Origin of the sequence: Crenobacter cavernae, assembly GCF_003355495.1 — a bacterium.
Classification (GTDB): domain Bacteria; phylum Pseudomonadota; class Gammaproteobacteria; order Burkholderiales; family Chromobacteriaceae; genus Crenobacter; species Crenobacter cavernae.
The window spans coordinates 912,106-937,182 of sequence record NZ_CP031337.1; the positions used below are offsets into that span (position 1 = coordinate 912,106).

At 66.9% G+C, this 25,077-nt stretch carries 18 protein-coding genes; 5 read left to right on the forward strand and 13 right to left on the reverse strand.

The window, feature by feature from the left end; all coding sequences use genetic code 11:
* Positions 1–42: 42 nt before the first annotated feature.
* From ftsW to gatC, 12 genes are all read right to left on the reverse strand, one after another.
* Positions 43–1,200 (reverse strand): putative lipid II flippase FtsW, encoded by a 1,158-nt coding sequence (gene ftsW, locus DWG20_RS04485; protein WP_115432681.1) that lies wholly within the window; start codon positions 1,198–1,200, stop codon positions 43–45.
* Positions 1,201–2,565, reverse strand: coding sequence for a UDP-N-acetylmuramoyl-L-alanine--D-glutamate ligase (murD, locus tag DWG20_RS04490; RefSeq protein ID WP_115432682.1), 1,365 nt, complete (start codon positions 2,563–2,565; stop codon positions 1,201–1,203). It abuts the gene before it with no gap.
* A gap of 10 nt (positions 2,566–2,575) precedes the next feature.
* Complete coding sequence (gene mraY / locus DWG20_RS04495; protein ID WP_115432683.1) at positions 2,576–3,661, reverse strand: phospho-N-acetylmuramoyl-pentapeptide-transferase; 1,086 nt, start codon at positions 3,659–3,661, stop codon at positions 2,576–2,578.
* Positions 3,662–5,029, reverse strand: coding sequence for a UDP-N-acetylmuramoyl-tripeptide--D-alanyl-D-alanine ligase (locus DWG20_RS04500; protein WP_115432684.1), 1,368 nt, complete (start codon positions 5,027–5,029; stop codon positions 3,662–3,664).
* Positions 5,013–6,503: a UDP-N-acetylmuramoyl-L-alanyl-D-glutamate--2,6-diaminopimelate ligase gene (locus DWG20_RS04505; RefSeq protein WP_115432685.1), complete on the reverse strand. Its 1,491-nt coding sequence runs from the start codon at positions 6,501–6,503 to the stop codon at positions 5,013–5,015. Before DWG20_RS04505 ends, DWG20_RS04500 begins: the two co-directional genes overlap by 17 nt.
* Positions 6,500–8,257, reverse strand: coding sequence for a peptidoglycan D,D-transpeptidase FtsI family protein (locus DWG20_RS04510; protein WP_181880973.1), 1,758 nt, complete (start codon positions 8,255–8,257; stop codon positions 6,500–6,502). Before DWG20_RS04510 ends, DWG20_RS04505 begins: the two co-directional genes overlap by 4 nt.
* Positions 8,257–8,529 (reverse strand): cell division protein FtsL, encoded by a 273-nt coding sequence (ftsL, locus tag DWG20_RS04515; RefSeq protein WP_115432686.1) that lies wholly within the window; start codon positions 8,527–8,529, stop codon positions 8,257–8,259. The genes DWG20_RS04510 and ftsL overlap by 1 nt, the downstream gene beginning before the upstream one ends.
* Positions 8,526–9,485, reverse strand: coding sequence for a 16S rRNA (cytosine(1402)-N(4))-methyltransferase RsmH (gene rsmH / locus DWG20_RS04520; protein WP_115432687.1), 960 nt, complete (start codon positions 9,483–9,485; stop codon positions 8,526–8,528). Before rsmH ends, ftsL begins: the two co-directional genes overlap by 4 nt.
* Positions 9,482–9,928 (reverse strand): division/cell wall cluster transcriptional repressor MraZ, encoded by a 447-nt coding sequence (gene mraZ / locus DWG20_RS04525; RefSeq protein ID WP_115432688.1) that lies wholly within the window; start codon positions 9,926–9,928, stop codon positions 9,482–9,484. The genes rsmH and mraZ overlap by 4 nt, the downstream gene beginning before the upstream one ends.
* Positions 9,929–10,266: 338 nt before the next feature.
* Positions 10,267–11,694, reverse strand: a complete 1,428-nt coding sequence (gene gatB, locus DWG20_RS04530; protein WP_115432689.1) for an Asp-tRNA(Asn)/Glu-tRNA(Gln) amidotransferase subunit GatB — start codon at positions 11,692–11,694, stop codon at positions 10,267–10,269.
* Between the two features lie 73 nt (positions 11,695–11,767).
* Positions 11,768–13,216, reverse strand: a complete 1,449-nt coding sequence (gene gatA / locus DWG20_RS04535) for an Asp-tRNA(Asn)/Glu-tRNA(Gln) amidotransferase subunit GatA (protein WP_425451600.1) — start codon at positions 13,214–13,216, stop codon at positions 11,768–11,770.
* A 54-nt stretch (positions 13,217–13,270) separates the two neighbouring features.
* A complete protein-coding gene (gene gatC, locus DWG20_RS04540; RefSeq protein ID WP_115432691.1) occupies positions 13,271–13,558 on the reverse strand; it encodes an Asp-tRNA(Asn)/Glu-tRNA(Gln) amidotransferase subunit GatC in 288 nt (95 codons plus the stop codon).
* Between the two features lie 187 nt (positions 13,559–13,745).
* On the opposite strand from gatC, the gene DWG20_RS04545 reads away from it, so the two are divergent.
* The 5 genes from DWG20_RS04545 to rodA are packed head-to-tail and all read left to right on the forward strand — an operon-like array spanning position 13,746 to position 19,273.
* The gene (locus tag DWG20_RS04545; protein ID WP_115432692.1) at positions 13,746–14,789 is read left to right on the forward strand and encodes a rod shape-determining protein; all 1,044 of its coding nucleotides are present in this window, start codon (positions 13,746–13,748) and stop codon (positions 14,787–14,789) included.
* A gap of 43 nt (positions 14,790–14,832) precedes the next feature.
* On the forward strand, positions 14,833–15,693 hold the full coding sequence (gene mreC, locus DWG20_RS04550; protein ID WP_115432693.1) for a rod shape-determining protein MreC: 861 nt from the start codon (positions 14,833–14,835) through the stop codon (positions 15,691–15,693).
* A 4-nt stretch (positions 15,694–15,697) separates the two neighbouring features.
* The gene (mreD, locus tag DWG20_RS04555; protein ID WP_115432694.1) at positions 15,698–16,195 is read left to right on the forward strand and encodes a rod shape-determining protein MreD; all 498 of its coding nucleotides are present in this window, start codon (positions 15,698–15,700) and stop codon (positions 16,193–16,195) included.
* Positions 16,196–16,203: 8 nt separating this feature from the next.
* Entirely contained in the window at positions 16,204–18,198 is a 1,995-nt protein-coding gene (gene mrdA / locus DWG20_RS04560) for a penicillin-binding protein 2 (RefSeq protein WP_115432695.1), read from the forward strand.
* Positions 18,179–19,273, forward strand: coding sequence for a rod shape-determining protein RodA (rodA, locus tag DWG20_RS04565; RefSeq protein ID WP_115432696.1), 1,095 nt, complete (start codon positions 18,179–18,181; stop codon positions 19,271–19,273). Before mrdA ends, rodA begins: the two co-directional genes overlap by 20 nt.
* 127 nt (positions 19,274–19,400) lie before the next feature.
* Here the strand turns inward: rodA and DWG20_RS04570 are convergent, their stop codons facing one another.
* Complete coding sequence (locus DWG20_RS04570) at positions 19,401–24,860, reverse strand: autotransporter-associated beta strand repeat-containing protein (RefSeq protein ID WP_147289913.1); 5,460 nt, start codon at positions 24,858–24,860, stop codon at positions 19,401–19,403.
* Positions 24,861–25,077 lie beyond the last annotated feature (217 nt).

The following is a 25,077-nucleotide window of genomic DNA, read 5'->3' on the forward strand; positions in this document are numbered from 1 at the left end:
GCCGTACCTTTCGGCGTTCCTCAACCCGTGCCGGACGCGTGGCTACACCTTGTAGCCACGCATTATTCTTCTATTCTCCCAGTCCACCCGCACCAGCACCGCGACCGCGATCAAATTCATCAGCATCGCCGAGCCGCCGAACGACATCAGCGGCAGCGTCAGCCCCTTGGTCGGCAAGAGGCCCATGTTCACGCCGATGTTGAAGAAGGACTGGATGCCGAGCCAGATGCCGATGCCCTGCGCGACCAGCGCCTGGTAGTAGCGCTCGAGCTTCTTCGACTCGACGCCGATGTGGAAAGCGCGGCGCACGATCCACGCGTACAGTCCAATCACGACCAGGATGCCGAAGAAGCCGAACTCCTCAGAGATCACCGCCATGATGAAGTCGGTATGCGCCTCGGGCAGGTAGAACAGTTTCTCGACGCTGCCGCCGAGCCCGACGCCGAACCACTCGCCGCGGCCGATCGCGATCAGCGAGTGGCTCAACTGGTAGCCCTTGCCGTACGGGTCCTCCCACGGGTCCATGAAACCGAGCACGCGTTTCAACCGGTACGGCGACGTGACGATCAACAGCACAATCGCCATCATCGCCATCACCGCCAGCCCGCCGAAGATCCTCAGGTTGATGCCGCCGAGGAACAGGATGCCCATCGCGATCGTCATCACCACCATCAGCGCGCCGAAGTCCGGCTCCATCAAGAGCAGGAAGGCGACCGCGACGATCGCCGCCAGCATCGGCAGGAAGCCCTGCGTGAAGCTGTGCATCTTGGCCGACTTGCGGAAGGTGTAGTCGGCCGCGTACATCACCGTCGCGAACTTCATCAGTTCCGACGGCTGGAAGTTCAGCACCACCAGCGAAATCCAGCGCCGCGAGCCGTTCACCACCTTGCCGATGCCGGGGATCAGCACCGCCACCAGCAGCACCAGCCCGACGATGAACAGCCGGCTCGCGTTCTTCTGCCACGCCGCGGTCGGCACCTGGAACGCCGCGGCCGCGCCTATCATCCCGACCGACAGGAACATCACGTGTCGGATCAGGTAGAAGAAGCGGTTTTGCGTGTCCGGGTCGGCCTCGGCGTAAGCGATCGACGCCGAGTACACCATCACCAGGCTCACCGACAAGAGGAGCGCGAGCGCCCACATCAGCGCTTCGTCGAAGGCCGTGATGGGGGAAAAACGCCGCGCGCCGGGGATGACCATTTAAGTTCGCCCGGCCTTCAAGCTGGCGACGGTGTCGATGAACACCTGCGCGCGGTGCGCGTAGTTGCGGAACATGTCGAGGCTGGCGCAGGCCGGCGACAGCAAGACCACGTCGCCTTGCTCGGCCAAGCTTGCCGCCTCGCGTGTCGCGTCCTCGAGCGAGGCGCAGTCGATCAGCGGCAGCGCGAGTCCGGCAAGCGCTGCGCGGATCTTGTCCGCGTCGCGGCCGATCAAGAGCACCGCGCGGCCGATGCGTTCGAGCGCCGGCTTGAGCGGCGTGAAATCCTGGCCCTTGCCGTCGCCGCCGGCGATCAGCACCACCGGCCGCGTCATGCCGTAAAGCGCCGCCTCGGTCGCGCCGACGTTGGTGCCCTTCGAGTCGTCGATGAAGGCGACGCCGCCGAATTCGTCGACCAACTCGACGCGGTGCGGCAGGCCCTTGAAGGTTGCAAGGCCCGCAAGCAGCGCGCTGCGCTCCAGGCCTATAGCCTCGACAAGCGCCAGCGCCGCCAGCGCGTTCGCCGCGTTGTGCAGGCCCTGCAGCGACATCTCTTTGGTGTCGAACACCGCTTCGCCGTCTGCGGCAAGCCAGTGGCCGCCGTCTTTCTCCAACAAGCCGTAGTCGGCCGAGCCTTTCAGCGAGAACCACTTCACGACGCGGCCGGCGCGGCTCATCGCGCGCGTCAGCGCGTCGTCGCGGTTGAGCACCTGCACGCCGCCGCCGTTGAACACCGCGGTCTTCGCGTGCGCGTAGTCGAGCAGATCCGTATAGCGGTCGAGGTGGTCCTCGGAAATATTGAGTACGGTCGCCGCGTCGGGCTCGAGCGACCAGGTGGTTTCCAGCTGGAAGCTCGACAGCTCCAGCACCCACACGTCGGGCTGCTTGCCGGCCTGTTCGCGCTCGAGCAGCGCGGCGAGCACCGGCAGGCCGATATTGCCGGCGACCACGGTGTCGAGGCCGGCGGCTTCGCACAGATGGCCGACCAGGCTGGTGACGGTGCTCTTGCCGTTAGAGCCGGTGATCGCGATCACCTTCGCGCCGCCGTCTTCGATCGCACGCGCGAACAGCTCGACGTCGCCGAGCACTTCGCCGCCCTCGATCTCGAACGCGGCGATCGCCGGCGTCGACACCGGTACGCCGGGGCTGACGACGAGAATGTCGGCATCGGCGAAGGTCAGGCTGTCGAAGGCGCCTGCGCGCAGTTCTACGTTGGGCAGCAGCTCGGCCAACGTTTGCGCGTTAGGCGGCGTCGCGCGGCTGTCGGCGACTGTCACGCGTGCGCCGTGCGCTGCGAGCCAGCGCGCGGCGGCGAGGCCGGTGTCGCCGAGGCCGACGACGATGACGTGTTGTCCCTTGAATCGCATCGCCGTCTCCTTAACGCAGCTTGAGGGTGGCGAGGCCGGCCAGCACCAGCATCATGGTGATGATCCAGAAGCGGACGACGACCTGCGTCTCCTTCCAGCCCTTCAGTTCGTAGTGGTGGTGCAAGGGCGCCATCCGGAACACCCGCTTGCCGGTCAGCTTGAACGATGCGACCTGGATCATCACCGACAGCGCCTCCATCACGAACAGGCCGCCCATGATGAAGAGCACGATCTCCTGGCGGACGATCACCGCGACGGTGCCGAGCGCGGCGCCGAGCGCCAAGGCGCCTACGTCGCCCATGAACACCTGCGCCGGGTAGGCGTTGAACCACAAGAACCCGAGGCAGGCACCGGCCATCGCCGCGCAGAACACCACCACCTCGTGCGCGCCGGGGATGAACGGCAGGCCCAGGTATTTGGCGAACACCGCGTTACCGGCGACGTAGGCGAAGATCGCCAGCGCGCTGGCGACCAGCACCGTCGGCAGCGCGGCCAGGCCGTCGAGGCCGTCGGTCAGGTTGACTGCGTTCGACGTGCCGACGATGACGAAGTAGGTCAGCACGCAGAAGCCGATCGCGCCCATCGGATACACGACGTTCTTGAAGAACGGCACGATGAACTCGGTCGACGCCGGCAGTTGGGCGGTGGTGACGAGGTAGACGCCGGCCGCGATCGCGATGGTCGACTGGCACACCATCTTGAAGCGCGCCGACACGCCCTTCGGATCCTTGTAGACGACCTTCTTCCAGTCGTCGTAGAAGCCGAGCGCTCCGGTGCCGAACATCACCGCGAGCAACAGCCACACGTAGACGTTGGCGAGGTTCGCCCACAGCAGCGTCGTGATGCCGATCGCGAGCAGGATCAGCGAGCCGCCCATCGTCGGTGTGCCGGCCTTCACGAGGTGGGTCTGTGGGCCGTCGCTGCGCACCGCCTGCCCGACCTTGAGCAAGGTCAGTTTCCGGATCACCCACGGCCCCATCACCAGCGAGATGCCGAGCGCCGTCAGGCTCGCGAGCACCGCCCGCAGGGTGACGTAATTGAAAACGCTGAACGCGCGGATGTATTCACTCAGCCATTCGGCCAACCAGACCAGCACTTACTTCTCCCCGGGGTGTGTGTTGTCCGCCAGCAGGTGCTCGACCACCGTTTCCATCTTCATGAAACGCGAGCCCTTGACCAGCACCGTCGCGCCGGCTGGCAGATGGATATCCAGATGCGCGAGCAGGGCTGCGCGATCGTCGAAAGGTGTTGCGCCGGCGCCGAAGGCGTCGGCCGCGTGGCGGCTCAGCGGGCCGAGCGTCACGAGCGCGTCGATGCCCTTCTGTTTCGCGTAGGCGCCGACCTCGGCGTGCAAGGCCGGCGCGGTCTCGCCCAATTCGCCGATGTCGCCCATCACGAACACGCGCGGCGCGGGTGCGGCGGAGAGCACGTCGAGCCCCGCCTCCATCGAGTCCGGGTTCGCGTTGTAGCTGTCGTCGATGATCGCGATGCCGCCTCGGCCAACCTTGCGCTGCAGCCGGCCCTTCACGCCGGCGAAAGCAGCGAGGCCGGCGGCGATCGCCTGCAGCGGCACGTCGAGCGAGAGCGCGATCGCTGCGGCGGCGAGCGCGTTCTTCACGTTGTGCAGACCCGGCGACGCCAGCTCGGCCAACGTCTCGCCTTTGGGCGAAACCAGCGTAAAGCGGCTGCCCTCAGGCTCGAGTACCACGTCGCGAGCCTTGACGTCGCCGTGGTCGAGGCCGAACGACAGCGTTTCATGGCCGCCGGCGGCGGCGCGGAACAGCTCGGCGTGTGCGTCTTCGGCCGGCACGACGGCGATACCGCCGTCGGCGAGGCCTTCGTAAATCTCAGCCTTGGCGCGCGCGATGCCCTCGACGCCGTCGAAACCGCCGAGGTGCGCGCGCAAGGCGTTGTTGACCAGCGCGACCTCGGGCCGCGTCAGCCCCGTCAGATAGGAGATCTCGCCCGGATGGTTCATGCCCATCTCGATCACCGCGTAGCGGTGTTGATCGGTGAGCTTCAACAGCGTCAGCGGCAGGCCGATGTCGTTGTTGAGGTTCCCGGCGGTCGCGAGCACCGCGTCGGCACCCGCGTGTGCGGCGAGGATGGACGCCAGCATTTCCTTGACCGTGGTCTTGCCGTTCGAGCCGGTGATGCCGACGACGCGCCCTTCGAAACGGTTGCGCCAGCCGGCGGCGAGTCGGCCGAGGCCCAAACGCGTGTCGTCTGCGACGATCAGGTTCGCGCCGGCCAGCTCGAATCCTCGGCCGACCATGGCGGCTGCGGCGCCGTCGGCCAAGGCCTGCGCGACGAAGTCGTGCGCGTCGAAACGCTCGCCCTTCAAGGCGACGAACAGGTCGCCCTTCTGGATCGCGCGGCTGTCGGTGGTGACGCGCGCGAACGCGGCTTCCAGGCCGACCGCTTCGCCGCCTGCGAGTGCCGCCGCTTCAAACGTCGTCAGCATGCTGCTCTCCCCACGCGGTGAGCGCCGCTTCGGCGACGCGGAAGTCGGAGAACGGGTGCTTGACCTTGTTGATCTCCTGGTAGTCCTCGTGACCCTTGCCGGCTACCAGCACGATGTCGCCCGGGCGCGCCGACTGCACCGCCCACGCGATCGCGGCGGCGCGGTCCTGGTCGACGTGGCCGGCTTTTTCCATGCCGGACAAGATGTCCTCGATGATCGCCTGCGGATCTTCGGTGCGCGGGTTGTCGCTGGTGACGACGGCGACGTCGGCGTATTTCTCGGCGATGCCGCCCATCATCGATCGCTTGCCCTTGTCGCGGTCGCCGCCGCAGCCGAACACGCAGAAGAGCTTGCTGCCGGCCGTGCGGATCTCGGCCAAGGTGGACAGCGCTTTTTCGAGCGCGTCGGGCGTGTGCGCGTAATCGATCACGACCAGCGGTTCACGGCTGCCGCCGATGCGCTGCATGCGCCCGCGCGCCGGCTGGATGCGCGACAGCACCTGGGCCGCGTCTTTCAGAGACACGCCGTTCACGCACAGAGTCGCGAGGCAGGCCAAGAGATTGGCGGCGTTGAAGCGGCCGAGCAGTTCGGTCTTGATCGCGACCTCGCCCCACGGCGTCGCAACGTCGAGCGCGAGGCCGTCCAGGCTGGCGGCAAGCTTAAGCGGACGCACGTCGCCCTGTTCAAGGCCGTAGCTGACGACCTGCGTCGCGTTCTGGTCGATGTCGGCGATCAGCTGGCGGCCGAAGGCGTCGTCGGCGTTGACCACCGCGTGCTTCAGGCCTTCCCAGTGGAACAGCTTGGCCTTGGCCGCGCCGTAGTCTTCCATGCTGCCGTGGTAGTCGAGGTGGTCGCGCGTCAGGTTGGTGAACACCGCGGTCGCGAAGCTCACGCCGTTGACGCGGCTCTGGTCGAGCCCGTGGCTCGACACTTCCATCGTGACGACCTTCGCGCCCTGGCGCTGGTACTCGGCCAACCTTTGCTGCACGGTGACCGGGTCGGGCGTCGTGTGGCTGGTCTCGGTCAGCTCGCCGTAAAAGCCGTTGCCGACGGTGCCGATCAGCGCCGCCTTGCGGCCCAAGAGCGAGAACGCCTGCGCGAGCCAGTGCGAGATCGACGTCTTGCCGTTGGTGCCGGTGATGCCGAGCACCACCATCTTCAGGCTGGGGTGGCCGAGCACGTGGGCGGCGACGATGCCGGCGCGTTCGCGCAGCTCGGGCACCGGCAGGTTGGGCACCGCCCAGTCGGGGTTCCACGCGAAGCCGTCGGCGTCGTCCCACAGCACGGCCGCCGCGCCGCGCGCGAGCGCGGCGGCGATGAAATCGCGGCCGTCGGTGTATTCGCCGCGGCACGCCAGAAACAGGTCGCCCGGCAGCACGCGTCGGCTGTCGGACTCGATGCGGCGCAGGGGGACGCCAAGGGAGGTCAATTGCGCCGGGTCCCAGTCGGACAGCGGCGTTACGCGGCTTTTCATGCGTCTTCTCGAATTTCCGGTATCTGGTCGACCGGAATCAGGGTGTTGTTGGAGGGCGCATCGGGCTTCACGCCCATGATGCGCAGGCTGCCGGCGGTGATCGCCGAGAACGCCGGGCCGGCGACGGTGCCGCCGTAGTAACTGCCGCCAGTCGGCTCGTCGATCATCACCGCGACGATCAGCCGCGGCGCGGTCGCCGGTGCGAAGCCGACGAAGAGGCCGATATGCTTGTCGGCCGCGTAGCCGCCGTTCACCAGCTTGCGCGCGGTGCCCGACTTGCCGCCAACGTGGTAACCGAGCACCTGCGCGCGGATGCCGGTGCCGCCTTCCTGCGTCACGGCCATCATCATGTCGCGCATCTTCTTCGCGGTCCCGGCGCTGATGACGGGCTTGGACGGCATCGGCGCGGCCAGCCGCGCGAACGACACCGGCAACAGTTCGCCGTTGTTGGTGAAGATCGTGTAGGCGTGCGCGAGCTGGATCAGGCTGACCGACACGCCGTAGCCGAACGACATCGTCGCCTGCTCGATCGGGCGCCAGCCCTTCCAGTTGCGCAGCCGGCCGCTCGCCTCGCCCGGGAAGCCCGAACGGGTCGAACGGCCGAAGCCGACCTGGTCGTAAAACGTCCACATCTGTTCCGGCGCGAACATCAGCGCCATCTTCGACGAGCCGACGTTGCTCGACTTCTGGATCACCTCGGTCACGGTCATCGCGGGCTTCGGGTGCGAGTCGCGCACCGTCGCCGGACCGATCATATACGGCTGGGTATCCATCCAGGTGTCGGGCGTCACCTTGCCGTTCTCGATCGCCATCGATACCGGGAACGGTTTCATCGTCGAGCCCGGCTCGAACAAGTCGACCACTGCGCGGTTGCGGCGCATCTCGGGCTCGAGGATGCGCCGATTGTTCGGGTTGTACGATGGATAATTCGCCAGCGCGAGCACTTCGCCGGTCTTGCCGTCGAGCACGACGACGCCGCCGGCCTTCGCCTTGTTCACTTCGACCGCATTTTTCAGTTCGCGGTAGGCGAGGTACTGGATACGCTGGTCGATGGACAGCACCAGCGTCTGGCCGTCCCGCGGCCGTTCGATCGCCGCCAGATCCTCGATGATGTGGCCGCGACGGTCTTTCAACACGACGCGGCTGCCGTTCTTGCCTGCGAGCATCTTCTCTCGCGCCAGCTCCAGCCCTTCTTGACCCTTGCCGTCGACACCGGTGAAGCCGACCACGTGCGCCATCACCTCGCCGGCCGGGTAGTAGCGGCGGTATTCCTGCTGACGGGCGACGCCCGGGACGCCGAGCGCCATGACCGCGTTGGCGACCTCGGGGCTGATCTGGCGCTTCAAAAACACGAACTCGCGTTTCTTGTCCGCGAGTTTGCCGGCGATGTCGCTGGCGGGCATTTCGAGCAGGCCGGCCAGTTTCCTCAGCTTGTCGGGCGGCACCGGCACCATGTCGTCGGGGCTCGCCCAGATCGACTGCACCGGCGTGCTGATCGCCAGCGGTTCGCCGTTGCGGTCGGTGATCACGCCGCGGTTGGCTTCCAGCACGAGACTACGGCGGAAACGCGCGTCGCCCTGGTTCTGCAGGAAGTCCTGCTGCACGACCTGCAGGTACAGCGCGCGGCCGACCAGCGTCAGGAACAACAGGCCCAGCCCCAACAGCACGACGCGCACCCGCCCGGGCCCCATGATGAGGCCCGGATGGCGCACGGCGCTGGCCTGACGTCGGCCGCGGGGCTGGGCGGTGCGCATCAGGCGCCGCCTTTCACTGACACGATCTGGACTTCACGCTGGTCGGGCGTGTGCATGCCGAGGCGGCTGCCGACCGCCTTTTCTATGCGCGCGTGCGCCCCCCAGGTGCTCTGTTCGAGCAAGAGCCGCCCATAGTCGACCTCGAGCGTCTGCGCGAGCTTCTGCTCCTTCTCGAGTTCGCTGTAACGCTTGCGTGCGTCGTACTGGGCGGTGACGACCGACCACGACGAGAACACCACGAGGGTGAGCAGCAAGACGTTGAGGCGGTTCATTCGTCCCCCTCACGCCACGGCGCGCCGGTGCGTTCGGCGATGCGCAGGATGGCGCTGCGCGAGCGCGGGTTGGCGCGCACTTCGTCGGCGCTCGCGCGCACCGCCTTGCCGACCAGCTTGATCGGCGGCTCGGGGATGTCGGCGGCGCGCACCGCGACCCACGAAGGCAGTTCGTCGGCGGTCGCCGCGTCCTTCATATAGTGCTTGACGATGCGGTCCTCGAGCGAATGAAACGCGATCACCGACAGGCGGCCGCCGGCCTTCAGCCGGCGCGCCGCCTGCGGCAGCACCGCCTTCAGCTCGTCGAGCTCGCGGTTGATATAAATGCGGATCGCCTGGAAGGTACGCGTCGCGGGGTCTTGACCCGGTTCGCGAGTACGGACGTTTTTCGCGACGAGGCCGGCGAGCTCGCGCGTGGTCGTGATCGGGGATTCAGCCCTTGTCGCAACAATGGCTGCTGCAATCTGGCGAGCAAACCGCTCTTCACCATAGGTTTTGATCACCTCTCGGATATCGGCCTCGGACGCCTCGGCCAACCACTCGGCGGCGGTGACGCCGCGCGTGGTGTCCATGCGCATGTCCAGCGGCGCGTCGAATCGGAAACTGAACCCGCGCGCGCCGTCGTCGATCTGCGGCGACGACACGCCCAGATCCATCAGCACGCCGTCCACCGCGTCGACGCCGAGGCGGTCGAGTTCGCGCGTGAGCGTCTCGAAGGCCTCGTGCACGATGGTGAAGCGGGGGTCGGCGGCGGCGAGGCGGTCGGCCTCGGCCACCGCCAGCGGGTCCTTGTCGAAGGCGATCAGCCGGCCCGTAGGGCCCAACTGTGCCAGGATGGCGCGGCTATGGCCGCCGCGCCCGAAAGTGCAGTCCACGTAAACGCCGTCCGGGCGGATCGCCAGCGCGGCGACCGCCTCGTTCAAGAGGACGGTGACGTGTTGAAAGCCGGCGCTCACAGCGAGAAATCTCCAAGATGCGGCTCGAGGTCAGCCGGTTCGATGTTGAGCGCCTCGTCGGTCACGCGCTCCCAGTCGGCCGCGTTCCACAGCTCGAAGCGGTTGCCCATCCCGACCAGCGCGACTTCCTTGTCGAGCTTGCTGCGCTCGCGCAAGCGGGCTGGCAGCAGCACGCGGCCGTTGCCGTCCATGTCGAGTGGCTCGGCGTGGCCGAGCATGACGCGCTGGTAGGCCTTGACCGAAGGGTTGCCGGTAGGCAGTTTCAGGAGGCGGGACTCCACCTCGCGCCAGTTCGGCTCGGGGTAGATCAGCAGGTGGTCGGGGGAGTCGAGGGTGACGGTCAGACGGCTGCCGAACGCGGACAGCAAGCTCTCGCGGTGCCTGGCCGGAATGGCCAAACGCCCCTTGCTGTCGAGAGAAACGATGCTGACGCCGCCGAACATGACTTGAGAATACTGACCGTTTGGTTCGTCCCAGACCGGGGCTTTGGCCCCACTTTTGCCCACTTTCCCCCACTTGCCGCCACTATAGGGAAGAACCCGGACAGGGTCAATCGGCGATATGCCCTTATTCTTCTTTTACGACAAAGACTTACCGGGAAAATAACGAGCAATAAACGAGACAAATCAGAGCGTTAACCAAGGCATTAAAAGTACGTCGTCAAGAAACCGTCTTTACAACAGGGCCTTGCACCCTTGGGACACGGGATATCGCGCGGGGACTCGCAAAAAAATCACGGGGCGGCACCCGCGGGCGCCGCCCCGTTTTCATGCTTTCGACATCAGGCGAGCTTGGCGCGCAGGATTTCCTGCACCTGGGCCGGGTTGGCCTTGCCCTTGGACGCCTTCATCACCTGGCCTGCGAGCGCGTTCAACGCCTTTTCCTTGCCGGCGCGGAATTCCTCGACCGCCTTCGGGTTGGCCGCGAGCGCCTCGTCGACCAGCTTCTCGATCGCACCGGCGTCGGACACCTGCTTCAGGCCGTCGCGCTCGATCACCGCATCGGCCTCCAGCTCGCCGTCCCACAGCGCGTCGAACACCTGCTTGGCCAACTTGCTCGACAGCGTACCGTCGGCGATGCGCGCGACGAGGCCGGCTAGGCGCTCGGCCGAGATCGGACTTTGCGCAATATCCAGGCCGTCGCGGTTCAGGCGCGCGGCCAGCTCGCCGCTCACCCAGTTGGCGGCGAGCTTGCCCTGGCCGGTCGCGCGGGCCACCGCCTCGAAGTAGGCGGCGATCGCGCGGCTGGCGGTCAACAGGTTGGCGTCGTAGGCCGACAGGCCGAATTCGGCGATGAAGCGCGCCTTCATCTGGCCCGGCAGCTCGGGCATTTCGCCGCGCACGCGCTCGATCTGCTCTTCCGACACCCTCAGCGGCAACAGGTCCGGGTCGGGGAAGTAGCGGTAGTCGTGCGCGTCTTCCTTGCTGCGCATCGCACGCGTCTCGCCCTTGTCCGGGTCGAACAGCACGGTCGCCTGCTGCACGCGGCCGCCGTCCTCGATGGTGTCGATCTGCCACTGGATCTCGGCCTCGATCGCCTGCTGCAGGAAGCGGAAGGAGTTGAGGTTCTTGATCTCGCGGCGCGTGCCGAATTCGGCCTGGCCGAACGGACGGACCGATACGTTGGCGTCGACGCGGAAGCTGCCTTCCTGCATGTTGCCGTCGCAGATGCCGAGCCAGGTCACCAGCGTGTGCAGCGCGCGCGCATAGGCGACCGCTTCTTCGGGGCTGCGCATGTCGGGCTCGGAGACGATCTCGAGCAGCGGCGTGCCGGCACGGTTCAGGTCGATGCCGGTGCGGCCGTGGAAGTCTTCGTGCAGCGACTTGCCGGCGTCCTCCTCGAGATGCGCGCGCGTCACGCGGATCCGCTTTTCCTCTTCGCCGACCTGGATCGCGAGCTCGCCCATGCCGACGATCGGCAGTTCGAACTGGCTGATCTGATAGCCTTTGGGCAGGTCCGGATAAAAATAATTCTTGCGCGCGAAGATGCTCTTACGATTGATGACAGCGTCAAGAGCGAGGCCGAGGCGGATCGCCTTGTCGACCGCCGCCTTGTTCATCACCGGCAGCGCGCCGGGCAGCGCGATGTCGACCACCGCGGTCTGCGTGTTCGGCTCGGCGCCGAAGGCGGTGCTGGCGCCGGAGAAAATTTTCGATACGGTGGAAAGTTGCACGTGCACTTCCAGACCGATCACGACTTCCCATTTCATGGTTGGAAAATCCTTTTCATAGAGCGAGCGTGGCCGAGCTCGGCCACGCTCGCGAGTTCTTACGCTGGCCGGATCAGAGAACCGGCGCCTTCTGGTGCCAGTCGGTCGCTAGCTGGAACTGGTGCGCGACGTTCAGCATCTTCGCCTCGGCGAAGTAGTTGCCGATGATCTGCAGGCCGACCGGGCGGCCGTTGTCGGCGAAGCCGGCCGGCACGCTCATCGCCGGCAGGCCGGCGAGGTTGACCGACAGCGTGTAGACGTCCGACAGGTACATCTCGACCGGGTCGCTCGACTTCTCGCCGAGGTTGAACGCGGCGGTCGGCGCCACCGGGCCGAGGATCACGTCGCACTGCGCAAACGCGGCCTGGAAGTCGCCGGCGATCAGGCGGCGGATCTTCTGCGCCTTCAGATAGTACGCGTCGTAGTAGCCGTGGCTCAGCACATAGGTGCCGACCATGATGCGGCGCTTCACCTCGCTACCGAAGCCTTCGGCGCGCGTCTTCTCGTACATGTCGGCAAGGTCGCCGTACTCGGCGGCGCGGTGGCCATAGCGCACGCCGTCGTAGCGACTGAGGTTGGAGCTCGCCTCGGCCGGCGCGATCACGTAGTAGGCCGGGATCGACAGCTCGGTGTTCGGCAGGCTGACCTCGACCACCTCGGCGCCGAGCGTCTTGAGTTCGGCTACCGCGTTCTCGATCACGCGCGCCACGTCGCTCGCCAGGCCGTCGGCGAAATATTCGCGCGGCAGGCCGACCCTGAGGCCGGCCAAGGGTTGGCCGAGCTCGCGGGTGTAGTCCTCGGCGGCGCGTTCAAGGCTGGTCGAATCGCGCTCGTCGAAGCCGGCGATCACGTTGAGCAACTGCGCGCAGTCCTCGGCGGTCTGCGCCATCGGGCCGCCCTGGTCCAAGGAACTCGCGTAGGCGACCATGCCGAAGCGGGAAACGACGCCGTAGGTCGGCTTGATGCCGGTGATGCCGCAGTGGCTCGCCGGCTGGCGGATCGAGCCGCCGGTGTCGGTGCCGAGCGCGGCCGGCGCCAGGCGCGCCGCGACCGCCGCGGCCGAGCCGCCGGAGCTGCCGCCCGGAATCGCCGCCAGGTCCCACGGGTTCTTCACCGCGCCGTAGAAGCTGTTCTCGTTCGACGAGCCCATCGCGAACTCGTCCATATTGGTGCGGCCGAGCGTGACGAGGCCGGCGGCGCGGCACTTTTCGATCACCTGCGCGTCGTACGGCGAGACGAAGCCGTCGAGCATCTTCGAGCCGCAGCTGGTTCTCCAGCCTTGCTGGCAGAAGATGTCCTTGTACGCGATCGGCACGCCGGCAAGGAGCCCGGCGGCGCCGGCGGCGCGCGCCGCGTCGGCGGCACGGGCCTCGGCCAAGGTCTTGGCGGCGTCGACCGTGATGAACGCGTTGAGCGTCGGGTTGAGCGCGTCGATGCGCGCCAGGTAGTCGGTGGCCAGCTCGGTGGCCGAGATCTCGCGCGCCGCAAGAGCGCGCGCCAGCGAAGTCAGGGTGCTGTTCATGATGTTGTCAGATCGGGGCGTTAGGCTGCGCGTGCGCTGAACGGCACGCGCCGCTCATTCGATGACTTTGGGAACCAGGTAGAGGCCGGCTTCCACCTGCGGGGCGACCGCCTGGAAGGCGTCGCGGCGGTTGCTTGCGGTCACGGCGTCGTCGCGCAGACGGAGACTGACGTCCTGCGGGTGGGCCATCGGTTCGATACCGTCGGTATCGACCGCGTTCATCTTCTCGATCAGGCCGAAAATGCGGTTCAAATCGGCGCCGACCGCCTCGATTTCGGCACCGGAAACCTTGATCCGGGCGAGCTTGGCGATGCGGGCGACATCCTCGTGGGTCAGCGACATGGCGTCCTCGTCAAAACCTTTAATAATTCAAGATTTGTAGGGTATCATAACCGGCTTTATCATCCCAAGATTGCAAGCGGTCCGCCGCATCGATTCGCCCCCGGAACCGCCCGGACGCTGTCGTCATATGCGGGCCGCTCGAAGTGCCGCCTTAGGCTCATAACTAACGAATAACCAGGAACGCCCAATGCTTCGTTCGCTGACCGGCTACTTTTCCAACGATCTCGCTATCGACCTCGGCACGGCCAACACCCTGATCTACATGCGCGGCAAGGGCATCGTGCTGGACGAACCGTCGGTGGTCGCCATTCACAACGACGCGCCGACCAACAAGAAATCGATCCTTGCCGTCGGCGTCGAAGCGAAAAAGATGCTCGGCCGCACCCCCGGCTCGATCCAGGCGATCCGCCCGATGAAGGACGGCGTGATCGCCGACTTCACCGTCACCGAGCAGATGCTCAAGCAGTTCATCAAACGCGTGAACCCGAGCCGCTTCTTCGCCGCCAGCCCGCGCATCGTGATCTGCGTGCCCTGCGGTTCGACCCAGGTCGAGCGCCGCGCGATCAAGGATTCGGCGCTGGCCGCCGGCGCGCGCCGCGTCGAACTGATCGAAGAGCCGATGGCCGCCGCGATCGGCGCCGGCCTGCCGGTCGAAGAGCCGACCGGCTCGATGGTGGTCGACGTCGGCGGCGGCACCACCGAGGTCGGCATCATTTCGCTGGGCGGCGTGGTGTACTCGAATTCGGTGCGCGTCGGCGGCGACAAGTTCGACGAGTCGATCATCAACTACATCCGCCGCAACTACGGCATGCTGATCGGCGAGACCACCGCCGAGGACATCAAGAAGACCATCGGCTCGGCCTTCCCGGGCGCCGAGGTGCGCGAGATGGAAGTGAAGGGCCGCAACCTGGCCGAGGGCATCCCGCGCGCGTTCACCGTGTCGAGCAACGAGATCCTCGAAGCGCTGACCGAGCCCTTGAACCAGATCGTGTCCGCGGTGAAGATCGCGCTCGAACAGACCCCGCCGGAATTGGGCGCCGACATCGCCGACAAGGGCATGGTGCTGACCGGCGGCGGCGCGCTGTTGAAGGACATCGACCGTCTGTTGGCCGAGGAAACCGGTCTGCCGGTGTTCGTCGCCGAAGAGCCGCTGACCTGCGTCGTACGCGGCTCGGGCAAGGCGCTCGACAAGATGGACAAGATCGGCACCATCTTCACCAACGTGCCCTGACTCGTGACCATCCACGCCGCCCGCCCGGGCGGCGTCTTTGTGTATGAATTTCACCAATACGCCCAGCTTCATCAGCCACGGGCCGCGCCCGGGGCTGCGCCTCACGCTCGCCGTCGTGGCGTCGGTCGCGCTGCTCGTCGGCGACGCCCGTCTCGGCCTGATGGACCCCGCCCGCGAGGCGCTGTCGGTCGCGCTCTACCCCTTGCAGTGGGTGGTCAACGCGCCGCTGTCCGGCGCGCAGCACGCGAGTGAATTCTTCGCCGACCAGACCCGTCTAAAGCAGGAAAACGCGCGGCTGAAAACGCGCGAGCTGAAACTGTCGGCGCAGCTGGCCGAGCTTGCCACCGTGAAGAACGAACTGGCCGAGCTCAAGGCGATGAACGCGTTGCGTGCACAGCGCGCCGAAAAGAGCCTGTTGGCCGAGGTGCTGTACACCGGCCGCGACCCGTTCTCGTACAAGATCATCATCGACAAGGGCCAGGACGCCGGCCTCGTGGCCGGCCAGCCGGTCGTCGGCGATGCGGGCCTGATCGGCCAGATCACGCGCGTGCAGCCATTGACCGCCGAGGTGACGCTCGTCATCAACAAGGACCAGATGGTGCCGGTGATGGTCGAGCGCACCGGCGTGCGTGCGATCCTGTACGGCTACGGCGGCGGCGTCGAGCTGCGCTATCTGCCGGTCCACGCCGACCTGGTGATCGGCGACCGGCTCGTCACCTCGGGCATCGACGGCGTCTACCCGGCCGGGCTGCCGGTCGCGCGCGTCACCAAGGTCGAACGCAAGCCCGGCGCCGCCTTCCTGCAGGTGGCCAGCCTGCCGGTCGACGGCGTCTACCGCCAGCGCTACGTGCTCGCGCTCGATACCGGCGCGAACCGTCCGCCGGCCCCGCAACCGCAACCGTAAAACCATGGACCGACCCCAGGAACTCGTGAAGCCGGTCAAGCGCCGCTTCATCTATCTGACCTTCGCGCTGGCGATGCTGGTCGAACTGGTGCCGCTGCCGTCCGGCTCGACGCGCTGGCTGCCCGACTTCGTCGGCCTGTTGCTCCTCTACTGGGTGATCAACCTGCCGAGTCGCGTCAACATCGGCACCGCGTTCGCGCTAGGGCTGATCGCCGACGTCGCGACCGCCGGCTTGTTTGGCCAGCACGCGCTCGCCTACTCGATCACCGCCTACCTCGCGCTGTTGCGCCAGCGGCAGCTGGTGATGTTCAACCTCGGCCAACAGGCGCTCGCCGTGCTCGCGTTGATGCTGACCAACCAGGCGATCATGGTCGTCGTGCGCATGATCACCGGCGCCGCCTTCGTCGGCTGGGGCTACTTCCTGCCGCCCTTGATCGGCGCGCTGCTGTGGCCGCTGTTGACCAAGCTCTTGGTCCTCCCCTACCGGCGCCATTCGCTGTAAGCCCCGCCATGCGCCCGACCCGCTTCAAGAACGCCCAGGCCGAAGAAAACCAGCTGCAACTGCGGCTGGTCGTCGCCTACGGCTTCATGATCCTGATGTTCCTGCTGCTCGCGGCGCGCTTCGTGTGGCTGCAGGTGCTGCAGTACGACCACTTCTCGACGCTCGCGCAGAACAACCGCATCTCGCTGGTGCCGATCCTGCCCAACCGCGGGCTGATCCTCGACCGCAACGGCGTCGTGCTCGCGCAGAACTACTCGGCGTACACGCTCGAGGTCACGCCGTCCAAGACCAACGGCCTCGATGCGACCGTCGCCGAGCTGGCCAAGATCGTCGAGATCACGCCGCGCGATACCAAGCGCTTCAAGAAATTCCTGTCGGAGAGTAAGGAATTCGAGCCGGTGCCGCTGAAGATGAAGCTCACCGAGGAGGAGACCGCTCGCGTCGCCGCCCACGCGTGGCGCTTCCCCGGCGTCGAGGTCAAGGCGCGCCTGTTCCGCGACTACCCGTACCGCGAGCTGACCAGCCACGTGATCGGCTACATCGGCCGCATCAACCAGAAGGACCAGGAAAAGCTCGAGGAAGAGGGCAAGACCGCCAACTACCGCGGCGGCAACTACATCGGCAAGCTCGGCCTCGAGAAGGTCTACGAGGACGAGCTGCACGGCACGGCGGGCTTCGAGGAGATGGAGACCGACGCCGGCGGCCGCGCGATCCGTAGCTTGCGCCGCACGCCGCCGACGCACGGCAACAATCTGAAACTGGCGCTCGACATCCGGTTGCAGGAGCTGGCCGACAATCTGTTCGGCGCGCGACGCGGCGCGCTGGTCGCGATCGACCCGCAGACCGGCGGCGTGCTCGCCTTCCTGTCCAAGCCTGGCTTCGACCCGGCGCTGTTCATCGACGGCATCGACACCGCGACGTGGAAGGCGCTGAACGAGGACTGGGAAAAACCGCTGGTCAACCGCGCGCTGCGCGGCGTCTACCCGCCGGGCTCGACCTTCAAACCGTTCATGGCGATGGCGGCGCTCGAGTCGGGCTCGATCACGCAGACCGCCGTCCGCCCGGCGCCCGGCTTCTTCACGCTGCCCGGCTCCAGCCACCGCTTCCGCGACTCCAAACCGGCCGGCAACGGCTCGGCCAACCTCGCGCGCGCGATCCAGGTGTCGAGCGACACCTTCTTCTACAAGCTCGCGTGGGACATGGGCATCGACAAGATCCACCCGTACCTGGCCGAGTTCGGCCTCGGCAAAAGGACCGGCATCGACCTCGACGGCGAGGCGATCGGCGTGCTGCCGTCGAAGGAATGGAAGGCGAAGCGCTTCGCCAAGCACCCGGAGAACGTGCGCCGCTGGTACCCGGCCGACGTGGTCAGCATCGGCATCGGCCAGGGCTTCAACGCGTACACGCCGCTGCAGATGGCCCAGGCGACCGCGGTCATGGCCAACGACGGCGTCGTGTTCAAGCCGCACCTGGTGCGCGAGGTGGCAGACGCCAAGTCCGGCAAGTCGCGCGCGATCGAACCTGACGCGCAGCGCACGCTGGCGTTCAAGCACGACAATTTCGAATACGTGAAGCGCGGCATGGAGAACGTGCTCAAGCCGGGCGGCACCGCGTGGCGCATCGGCCAGAACCTGCCGTACACGATGGCCGGCAAGACCGGCACCGCGCAGGTGGTGCAGATCAAGCAGGGCGCCAAGTACAGCGCCGCCGCGACCGCCGAACGCTTCCGCGACCACTCGTGGTTCATCGCGTTCGCGCCGGTCGAAAAACCCAAGATCGCGATCGCCGTCATCGTAGAGAACGCCGGCTTCGGCGCCGCCGCCGCCGCGCCGATCACCCGCGCGCTGTTCGACTTCTACCTGAGCGGCAAGGTGCCGGCCGACCTCGCCGGATCGCTCAGGACGGTCAGGACCGAGGTCGTCAGCGCCACCGAAGCCTCGCAGGCCCAGGCCGCGCGCGCCGCCGCCGAACAGGAGAGCGCAAATGCAGCCCCATCTCCTTAAACGCCTCTGGGGCTTCGTCAAGGGGCCGCTCGACGGCCCGCTGATGCTGTTCCTCGGACTCATCTATCTGTTGAGCCTGTTCGTGCTGTATTCGGCGTCGAACCAGTCGTTCTACCGGCTAGACGACAAGTTCGTCTACACCGCGCTCGGTCTGGTCGTGATGTGGGGGCTCGCCTACGTGCGCCCGCAGACGGTGATGAACTTCGCGCCGCCGATCTACGTCGTCGGCGTGTTGCTGTTGATCGGCGTCGACCTGTTCGGCGTCATCGTCAACGGCTCGCAGCGCTGGCTGAATATCGGCGTGACGCGCATCCAGCCGTCGGAAATCATGAAGATCGCGCTGCCGATGATGCTCGCGTGGTACTTCCAGAAGAACGAACTGAACCTGCGCTGGTGGCACTACCTCGTCGCCGCGACGCTGATCGCGGCGCCCGGCGCGCTGATCCTCAAGCAGCCCGACCTCGGCACCGCGACGCTGATCATGGCGTCGGGCTTCTTCGTGCTGTTCTTCGCTGGCCTGTCGTGGAAGCTGATCTTCGGCGGCATCGGCCTGTTCGCCGCCAGCCTGCCCATCGTGTGGAACCTGATGCACGACTACCAGCGCCGCCGCGTGCTGACCTTGATCGACCCGACTCAGGACCCGCTCGGCGATGGCTACCACATCATCCAGTCGATGATCGCGATCGGCTCGGGCGGGCCGTGGGGCAAGGGCTGGCTGAACGGCACGCAGACCCACCTCGACTACATCCCCGAGCGCACCACCGACTTCATCTTCGCCGTGTACTCGGAAGAATTCGGCCTGGTCGGCAACATCGTGCTGTTGGTCCTTTATCTTCTCGTCATCAGCCGCGGCCTGATGATCACCGCGCGCGCGCCAACGCTGTACGGCCGGCTGATCGGCGGCGCGCTGACGCTGACCTTCTTCACCTACGCCTTCGTCAACATGGGCATGGTGTCCGGCATCCTGCCGGTGGTCGGCGTGCCGTTGCCGCTCGTGTCCTACGGCGGCACCGCGACGCTGACCATCCTGATCGCGATGGGCATGCTGATGAGCATAGGCAGCCAGCGGCGCTGAGCTGACCGCCAAACATAAAAGCTCGGCCAGGCCGAGCTTTTTTCATGCCTATGCCGGCCAGACAAAAAGGCCGGCGAGAGCCGGCCTTGTCAGAATGGGAACGCCTGTCAGGCGTTCCTTATGTGCATCAGAAACGGATGCGCAGCCCCGCCGTCGCACCGAACTCGCTGCGGCCCGACCCCACCTCGCCGTTCAGGCCGAAGTAGGCGTAGGAGCGCCGATCAAGCTGTACCGTCCCGTTCAGCGACGCCTGCACGAAATCGCGGCCGCTGCGCGGCGCGACCACCGTGAGGCGCTCGCCCGCCAGACGCGCCTGGACGGCCGGCTGGCCCTCATCGCCGATATCACGCCCCACCGCGACGCTGAACTGGTAGGTGAAGGAATCCGCCAGCGGGTCCTTGACCGGCGAGCCGCCCGACAGGCCAGCCAGCACACGGGAGCCGTTGGCCGAGTAGTCCTGCAGCGACAGTGCGGCCGCGGACGCCGTGCCCTCGCCTGCGCCGTCGCGCCTGGACTGTTGCCACAGCGCGCGGGCGAACGGTTCGAGCGACATCCCGCCGGCCTCGAGCGGCAGACGCACGCCGACACCGAGCAGTGCCTCCTTGCCGTTGGCGGCCGTCTCGAAGACGCCGGCCTGCTGCAGCGGATCGCTACGCTGCGTCTTCCAACGGCTATAGCCGTAGGCCGCGATGCCGTCGACGATGAAGTCGCCGGCGCCGACCTGGCCGTAGACGAAGGCCATCGTAGCGTCGACCGAACCGGAGCCCGCGTCGGCCGTCACATGGTTGCGCGCATACGAGACGCCTGCGCCGAGACGGCTCTTCGTCGCGCCGTTGCCGTACAGGTCGCGACCGAGCGTGTACTGGTCACGCTTGGTGCGATAACCGGACGCGTATTCGTCGGCGTCGAAGTCGCCGCGACTGGTCGAGACGTCGAGCCACAGATCCTGTTCGGCGCTGAGGTCGTTGCCGATCGCCGCGGTCGAACCGAGACGTCCGGCCACCTGGTTTTGCAAGGCACGACCCGCCTGCGGCGCGGCCGCCGCGAGCGCACCGTGGACTTCGCCGGACAGCCTACGGGCCAGATCCGGCATCGCGCCGCCGCTGACGCCCGCCACCGCATACAGCAGTTCGCTCTGCGTTGCCGTGGCGCTGCCGTCGTCCTGATGCGTGAGCAGCTTGTCGAGCACCCCGCCGGCCGACTGGGCATTGACGTTGCCCCTGCCGTTGCGCAGATAAGCGGCGTAGGACGTCGGCGTCAGCGCCAGGTCCACGCTGTTGCTGCCGCGCATATTGTAGAAGGCGGTGAAGCGGGTATCCGCAGCCAGGCCGCTCGCCGGCTGGGTCAGCGTATCGAAACGGCCGACGACGCCGCCGTCGGCGGTGACGATGCGGAACAGGTCGCCCACCGACGGCGTGAAGGTGTTGTTCGCGCTGCCGGTGATGCCGCGCAGCTGCGGTGCCAGCGTGACGTTGTCGTTGATGATGAACTGGCCGCCGGTGATCTCGAGGTGCGAGTAGTGGCCCGCGCCGTTGCCGATGGTCGTCCCGTCGATGTCCTCCTGGAAGGTGCTGCCGGCGAGCATCGTGGTGGTGCCGCTCTGGGTCAGGAGGCCCGGCGAGTTGCCCGGTGCCAGCGTACCGTTCACGGTCATGTCGCCGTTGATCTGACCGGTACCGCGCAGCGTGCCGGCCGCGTACACCAGCACCCAGCTGTTGAGGGCACCGTTGGCGCGCAGCATGCCGTCCTGGACGCAGGTCCCGTTGTTCAGGGTCGCGCTGCCGGTCATGTTCAGCGTGCCGGAGCCGGTCTTGTTGAAGCAGCCGCTGCTGCCGCCGTCGCTGATGGTGCCGGACAGCAGGGCGGTGGTGCCCGCGTCGACCCTGGCCTGCGAATTGCCCGAGACCAGCACCTGCTGGTTGGCCGCGAGCGTCTCCGTGGTGTGCAGCGTACCGCCGTTCAGCAGCACGGTGCCGGTTCCGAGCGACGAACCGTCGGCCACCTGCACGTCGCCGCCGTTGATGGTGGTGCCGCCGCTGTAGGTGTTGGTGCCGGTCAGCACCAGCGTGCCGGTACCGGCCTTAAACAGTCGGCCGCTGCCGTCGATGCCGCCGTTCTGGGTGAAGGTGGTGCCGGCGTCGGTCAGCAGCTGGCTGTTCGACAGCAGGGTGATCTTGCGGTCGGTGCCCATGTTCGCCGTGGTCTGCAGTGTGCCGCCGTTGAGGGTGATGTCACCGGATGCATCGCCGAGCGCCGCGTCGGAAGCGACCTGCAGGATCCCGTCGTTGACGACGGTGCCGCCGTGGTAGGTGTTCTCGCCATCCAGCGTCAGCGTACCCGCGCCGTTCTTGATCAGCGGCCCGTTGCCGGAAACCGTGCCGGTACTGCTCAGCGCCTTGCCTGTCGCGACGTCCAGCCTGCCCTCGCCGGCCAGCGCGATGTCGCGCGCGGTGGAGAAGCTCTCGGCGACCTTGAGCGTGCCGTTGTTCAGGCTCAGCCCGCCGCTCGCCGCACCCAATGCACCGTTGGACGCGATCTGCACCACGCCGCCGTTGATGGCCGTGCCGCCGCTGTAGTTATTGACCCCTGACAAGGTCAGCGTGCCGCTGCCGGTCTTGCTCAGGCCGCCGGTCCCGCCGATGTCGCCCGAGAAGGTGCTGCTGCCGTTGTCGCCGCCGGTGTTAAGGTTGGCCGAGCCCAGCGCAACGTTGCCGGCGCCGGCCAGCGAGCCGATGCTCTGGTCGAAGCCGTCAAGGTCCAGCGTCGCGCCCGACGCGACGGTGACGGCCGAATCCTGCGGCAGCGCACCCGCCTTGCCGGCCTTGAGCGTGCCGCCGTCCACGTGGGTGGCGCCGCTGTAGCCGTTGTCGCCGGACAAGGTCAGCGTGCCGCTGCCGGTCTTGCTCAGCCCGCCGGTGCCGGCGATGTCGCCCGAGAAGGTGGTGCTGCCGTTGTCTGCGCCGGTCGTGAGCTTGGCCGAGCCCAGCGCCACGTCGCCGGCGCCGGCCAGCGAGCCGATGGTCTGGTCGTGGCCGTCAAGGTCCAGCGTCGCGCTCTCCGCCACGGTGACGGCCGAATCCTTAGCCAGCGCATCGGCCTTGCAGGCCTTGAGCGTACCGGCGTTCACCGTGGTGGAGCCGGTGTAATCGCTGCCGCACAGCACCAGCGTGCCTTGCCCTTCTTTGGTCAAGCCCCCGGCTCCCGAAATCGTGCCGTTCTCGGTCAGCGTGGTGGCATTGGCCACGTCGAAGGTACCGTTGCCGGTCAACGCGATAGCGCGCGCCGAATCGTGGGTCGCGGTGGTCGCCAGCGTGCCGTTGTTCAGCGTCAGGCCGCCATCGGCGGCGCCCAGCGCCGCGTCGGCCGCCACTTTGACCGTCGCGCCGCCGCTGATCGTGGTGCCGCCGCTGTAATCGCTGCTGCCACTCAGGGTCTGGGTGCCGCCGACTACCGTCAGCCCGCCCGTGCCGTGGATGCCGCCGGCGAAGTTGCCGCTGGCCTGGCTCAGCGTCAGCGTCTTGCCGCCCAGTTGCACCGCGCCGTTGCCGGACAGCGTCTCAATAGTCGTGCCGTTGTGGGTATTGGCGATGTCGAAAGTGCCGTTATTGGCCAGGCCGCTCGATGCGGCGATGTTGCCGTCGCCGGCCAGTGCCAGCGTCGCGCCATTGTCGACGGTGGTCGCGCCGGTGTAGTCGTTGTCGCCGGACAGGATCTCGGTGCCGCCGGCCACGGTGACGCCGCCGCTGCCGTGAATCGCGCCGGCAAAGCCGCCGCTGGCCTCGACATCGCTGCCTTCGCCGGCGACGAAGGTGCTGTTGGCGTTGCTCAGCGTCAGCGTCTTGCCGCCGAGTTGCACGTTGCCGTTGCCGGACAAGGTCTTGATGGTCGCACCGCTGTTGGTGGCCGCGATGTTGAAGCTGCCGTTGTTCGCCACGCCGCTCGACTCGGCGATGTCGCCGCTGCCCGCCAGCGCCAGCGTCGCGCCGCTACCGATGGAGGTCGAGCCGGTGTAGCCGTTGTCGCCGGACAGCGTCAGCGTGCCGCTGCCGGTCTTGTTCAGGCCGCCGCTGCCGCCGATGTCGCCCGAGAAGGTGGTGCTGCTGTTGTCGCCGCCCGCGTTGAGGTTGGCCGAGCCTAGCGTCACGTGGCCGGCGCCGGCCAGCGAGCCGACGGTCTGGTCGTAACTGTTCAGGTCCAGCGTCGCGCCCGACGCGACCGTCGTGGCCGAAGCCGACGACAGCGCGCCGGCCTTGCCGGCCTCGAGCGTGCCGCTGTTCACGTTGGTGGCACCGCTGTTGGCATTGCTGCCGCCGAGCACCAGCGTGCCGCTGCCGGTCTTGCTCAGAGCGCCGCCGCCCGAAATCACGCCGTTCTCGGTCAGCGTGGTCGACGCGGCCACGTCGAGCGTACCGTTGCCGGCCAGCGCGATATTGCGCGCCGAGCTGTGGGTCGCCGTGCTCGCCAGCGTGCCGTTGTCAAGCGTCAGGCCGCCGCTGGCGGCGCCCAGCGCCGAATCGGCCGCCACTTTCACGGTCGCGCCGCCGCCGATCGTGGTGCCGCCGCTATAGGTATTGGCGCCGCTTAGGGTGGTGGTCCCCGAGCCGGTGAAGGTCAGACGGCCCGAGGCGCCGCTCTTGTCGGCGATCACGCCGCTGAAGGTCGCCGAATTGCCGTTGGCGTCGATGGTGCCGCCGCTATTGGCGACGGTGAAGTCATTGCTGATCGTCGGGCTGGCGCTGTCGATCTGCAGCGTGCCGCCCTCGAACGCCGGGTTGACGGTGCTGCCCAGCTTGCTGGCGAGATAATGCGACTGCGCGGTGTCGATGTCGGTCGCGGCCGGCTGCTGGGTCGACGAACCGGCGTTGCCCGGCACCGAGTTGAGTTCGACGGAGGCCGAGCGCAACGTGCCGCCGGCGTACAAGACATCGCCGTTGCCGTCGCCGTAGATACGGACCTGGTCGAAGAAGTTGGTGTCGTTGATCGCGCCGATAAAGGTGAAGGTCCTACCGCCGCTCGATTCGGGCACGTCGGACATCTGAGTGGCCGTGCCGATCAACTGGGCCGTATCCCAGGTGCCATTGTTGCCGAACTGGATGTACAGCGACGAGTTGTAGCAGCAGGTTCCCCAGTCGCCCATTTCGATGCCGAACGCGTTGAACTGGCTGCCAAAATTGAAAGTCAGCCCCGAGCCGATGGCCCCCGCCCCCGACACGGCGCTCATGTTGATGCCCTGGCCGGTCGGCGAACCGGCCAGGCTGGGCGCGTTCGACAGGTAGGTGTCGTCGACCGTACGGCTGGCGCCGTTGCTTGGCGTGATGCTGATCCCGTTCGCATTCCAGTTCGTCCCTGCACTCAATCCCGACAGGCTCGTCGAGATTAGGTTCGGCGTGCCGCCCTGTGCATACTGGCTGACCGTGTTGTCGAAGTAGGTCCGGCCGCCGGCAAGGGTCTGGAAGTACACCACCGGCACCGCCAGCGCCGCCCCGGACGCGCCGAACAGCACCGCCCCCGTCAGCGCGCATACCGCGACCGAAGTCATCTTGCCGCCCACCTTGGTGAGCTGATACGTCAAATCGGTTCTTTTCACCTTCTACCCCCTAGTTTTTGCAAATCGAACATCCGGGAATCGGCGCGCGGCACTCCGGCAAACCCGCCAGCGCGGGTCGCACCTCCCGAGTCAGGGGCAGATGCTAACGGGATGACAAATGGCTCGAATTTGGAAAGCCGGACGGGTTCTTTGCGAAAAGGAAAAGAGGGGCGGAAAGACGGGAGTGGATGGGACGAGTGGTCAAGACCCGTCACAT

Excerpts from the sequence above, each read along its gene's own strand:
- DWG20_RS04500 (WP_115432684.1), bottom strand. The coding sequence starts at position 5,029 with ATGCTGACGACGTTTGAAGCGGCGGCACTCGCAGGCGGCGAAGCGGTC.
- DWG20_RS04545 (WP_115432692.1), top strand. The coding sequence starts at position 13,746 with ATGCTTCGTTCGCTGACCGGCTACTTTTCCAACGATCTCGCTATCGAC.
- gatB (WP_115432689.1), bottom strand. The coding sequence starts at position 11,694 with ATGAAATGGGAAGTCGTGATCGGTCTGGAAGTGCACGTGCAACTTTCC.
- ftsL (WP_115432686.1), bottom strand. The coding sequence starts at position 8,529 with ATGAACCGCCTCAACGTCTTGCTGCTCACCCTCGTGGTGTTCTCGTCG.
- mraZ (WP_115432688.1), bottom strand. The coding sequence starts at position 9,928 with ATGTTCGGCGGCGTCAGCATCGTTTCTCTCGACAGCAAGGGGCGTTTG.
- gatA (WP_425451600.1), bottom strand. The coding sequence starts at position 13,216 with ATGAACAGCACCCTGACTTCGCTGGCGCGCGCTCTTGCGGCGCGCGAG.
- rodA (WP_115432696.1), top strand. The coding sequence starts at position 18,179 with ATGCAGCCCCATCTCCTTAAACGCCTCTGGGGCTTCGTCAAGGGGCCG.
- ftsW (WP_115432681.1), bottom strand. The coding sequence starts at position 1,200 with ATGGTCATCCCCGGCGCGCGGCGTTTTTCCCCCATCACGGCCTTCGAC.
- DWG20_RS04510 (WP_181880973.1), bottom strand. The coding sequence starts at position 8,257 with ATGCGCACCGCCCAGCCCCGCGGCCGACGTCAGGCCAGCGCCGTGCGC.
- murD (WP_115432682.1), bottom strand. The coding sequence starts at position 2,565 with ATGCGATTCAAGGGACAACACGTCATCGTCGTCGGCCTCGGCGACACC.
- gatC (WP_115432691.1), bottom strand. The coding sequence starts at position 13,558 with ATGTCGCTGACCCACGAGGATGTCGCCCGCATCGCCAAGCTCGCCCGG.
- mreC (WP_115432693.1), top strand. The coding sequence starts at position 14,833 with ATGAATTTCACCAATACGCCCAGCTTCATCAGCCACGGGCCGCGCCCG.
- DWG20_RS04505 (WP_115432685.1), bottom strand. The coding sequence starts at position 6,503 with ATGAAAAGCCGCGTAACGCCGCTGTCCGACTGGGACCCGGCGCAATTG.
- mrdA (WP_115432695.1), top strand. The coding sequence starts at position 16,204 with ATGCGCCCGACCCGCTTCAAGAACGCCCAGGCCGAAGAAAACCAGCTG.
- mreD (WP_115432694.1), top strand. The coding sequence starts at position 15,698 with ATGGACCGACCCCAGGAACTCGTGAAGCCGGTCAAGCGCCGCTTCATC.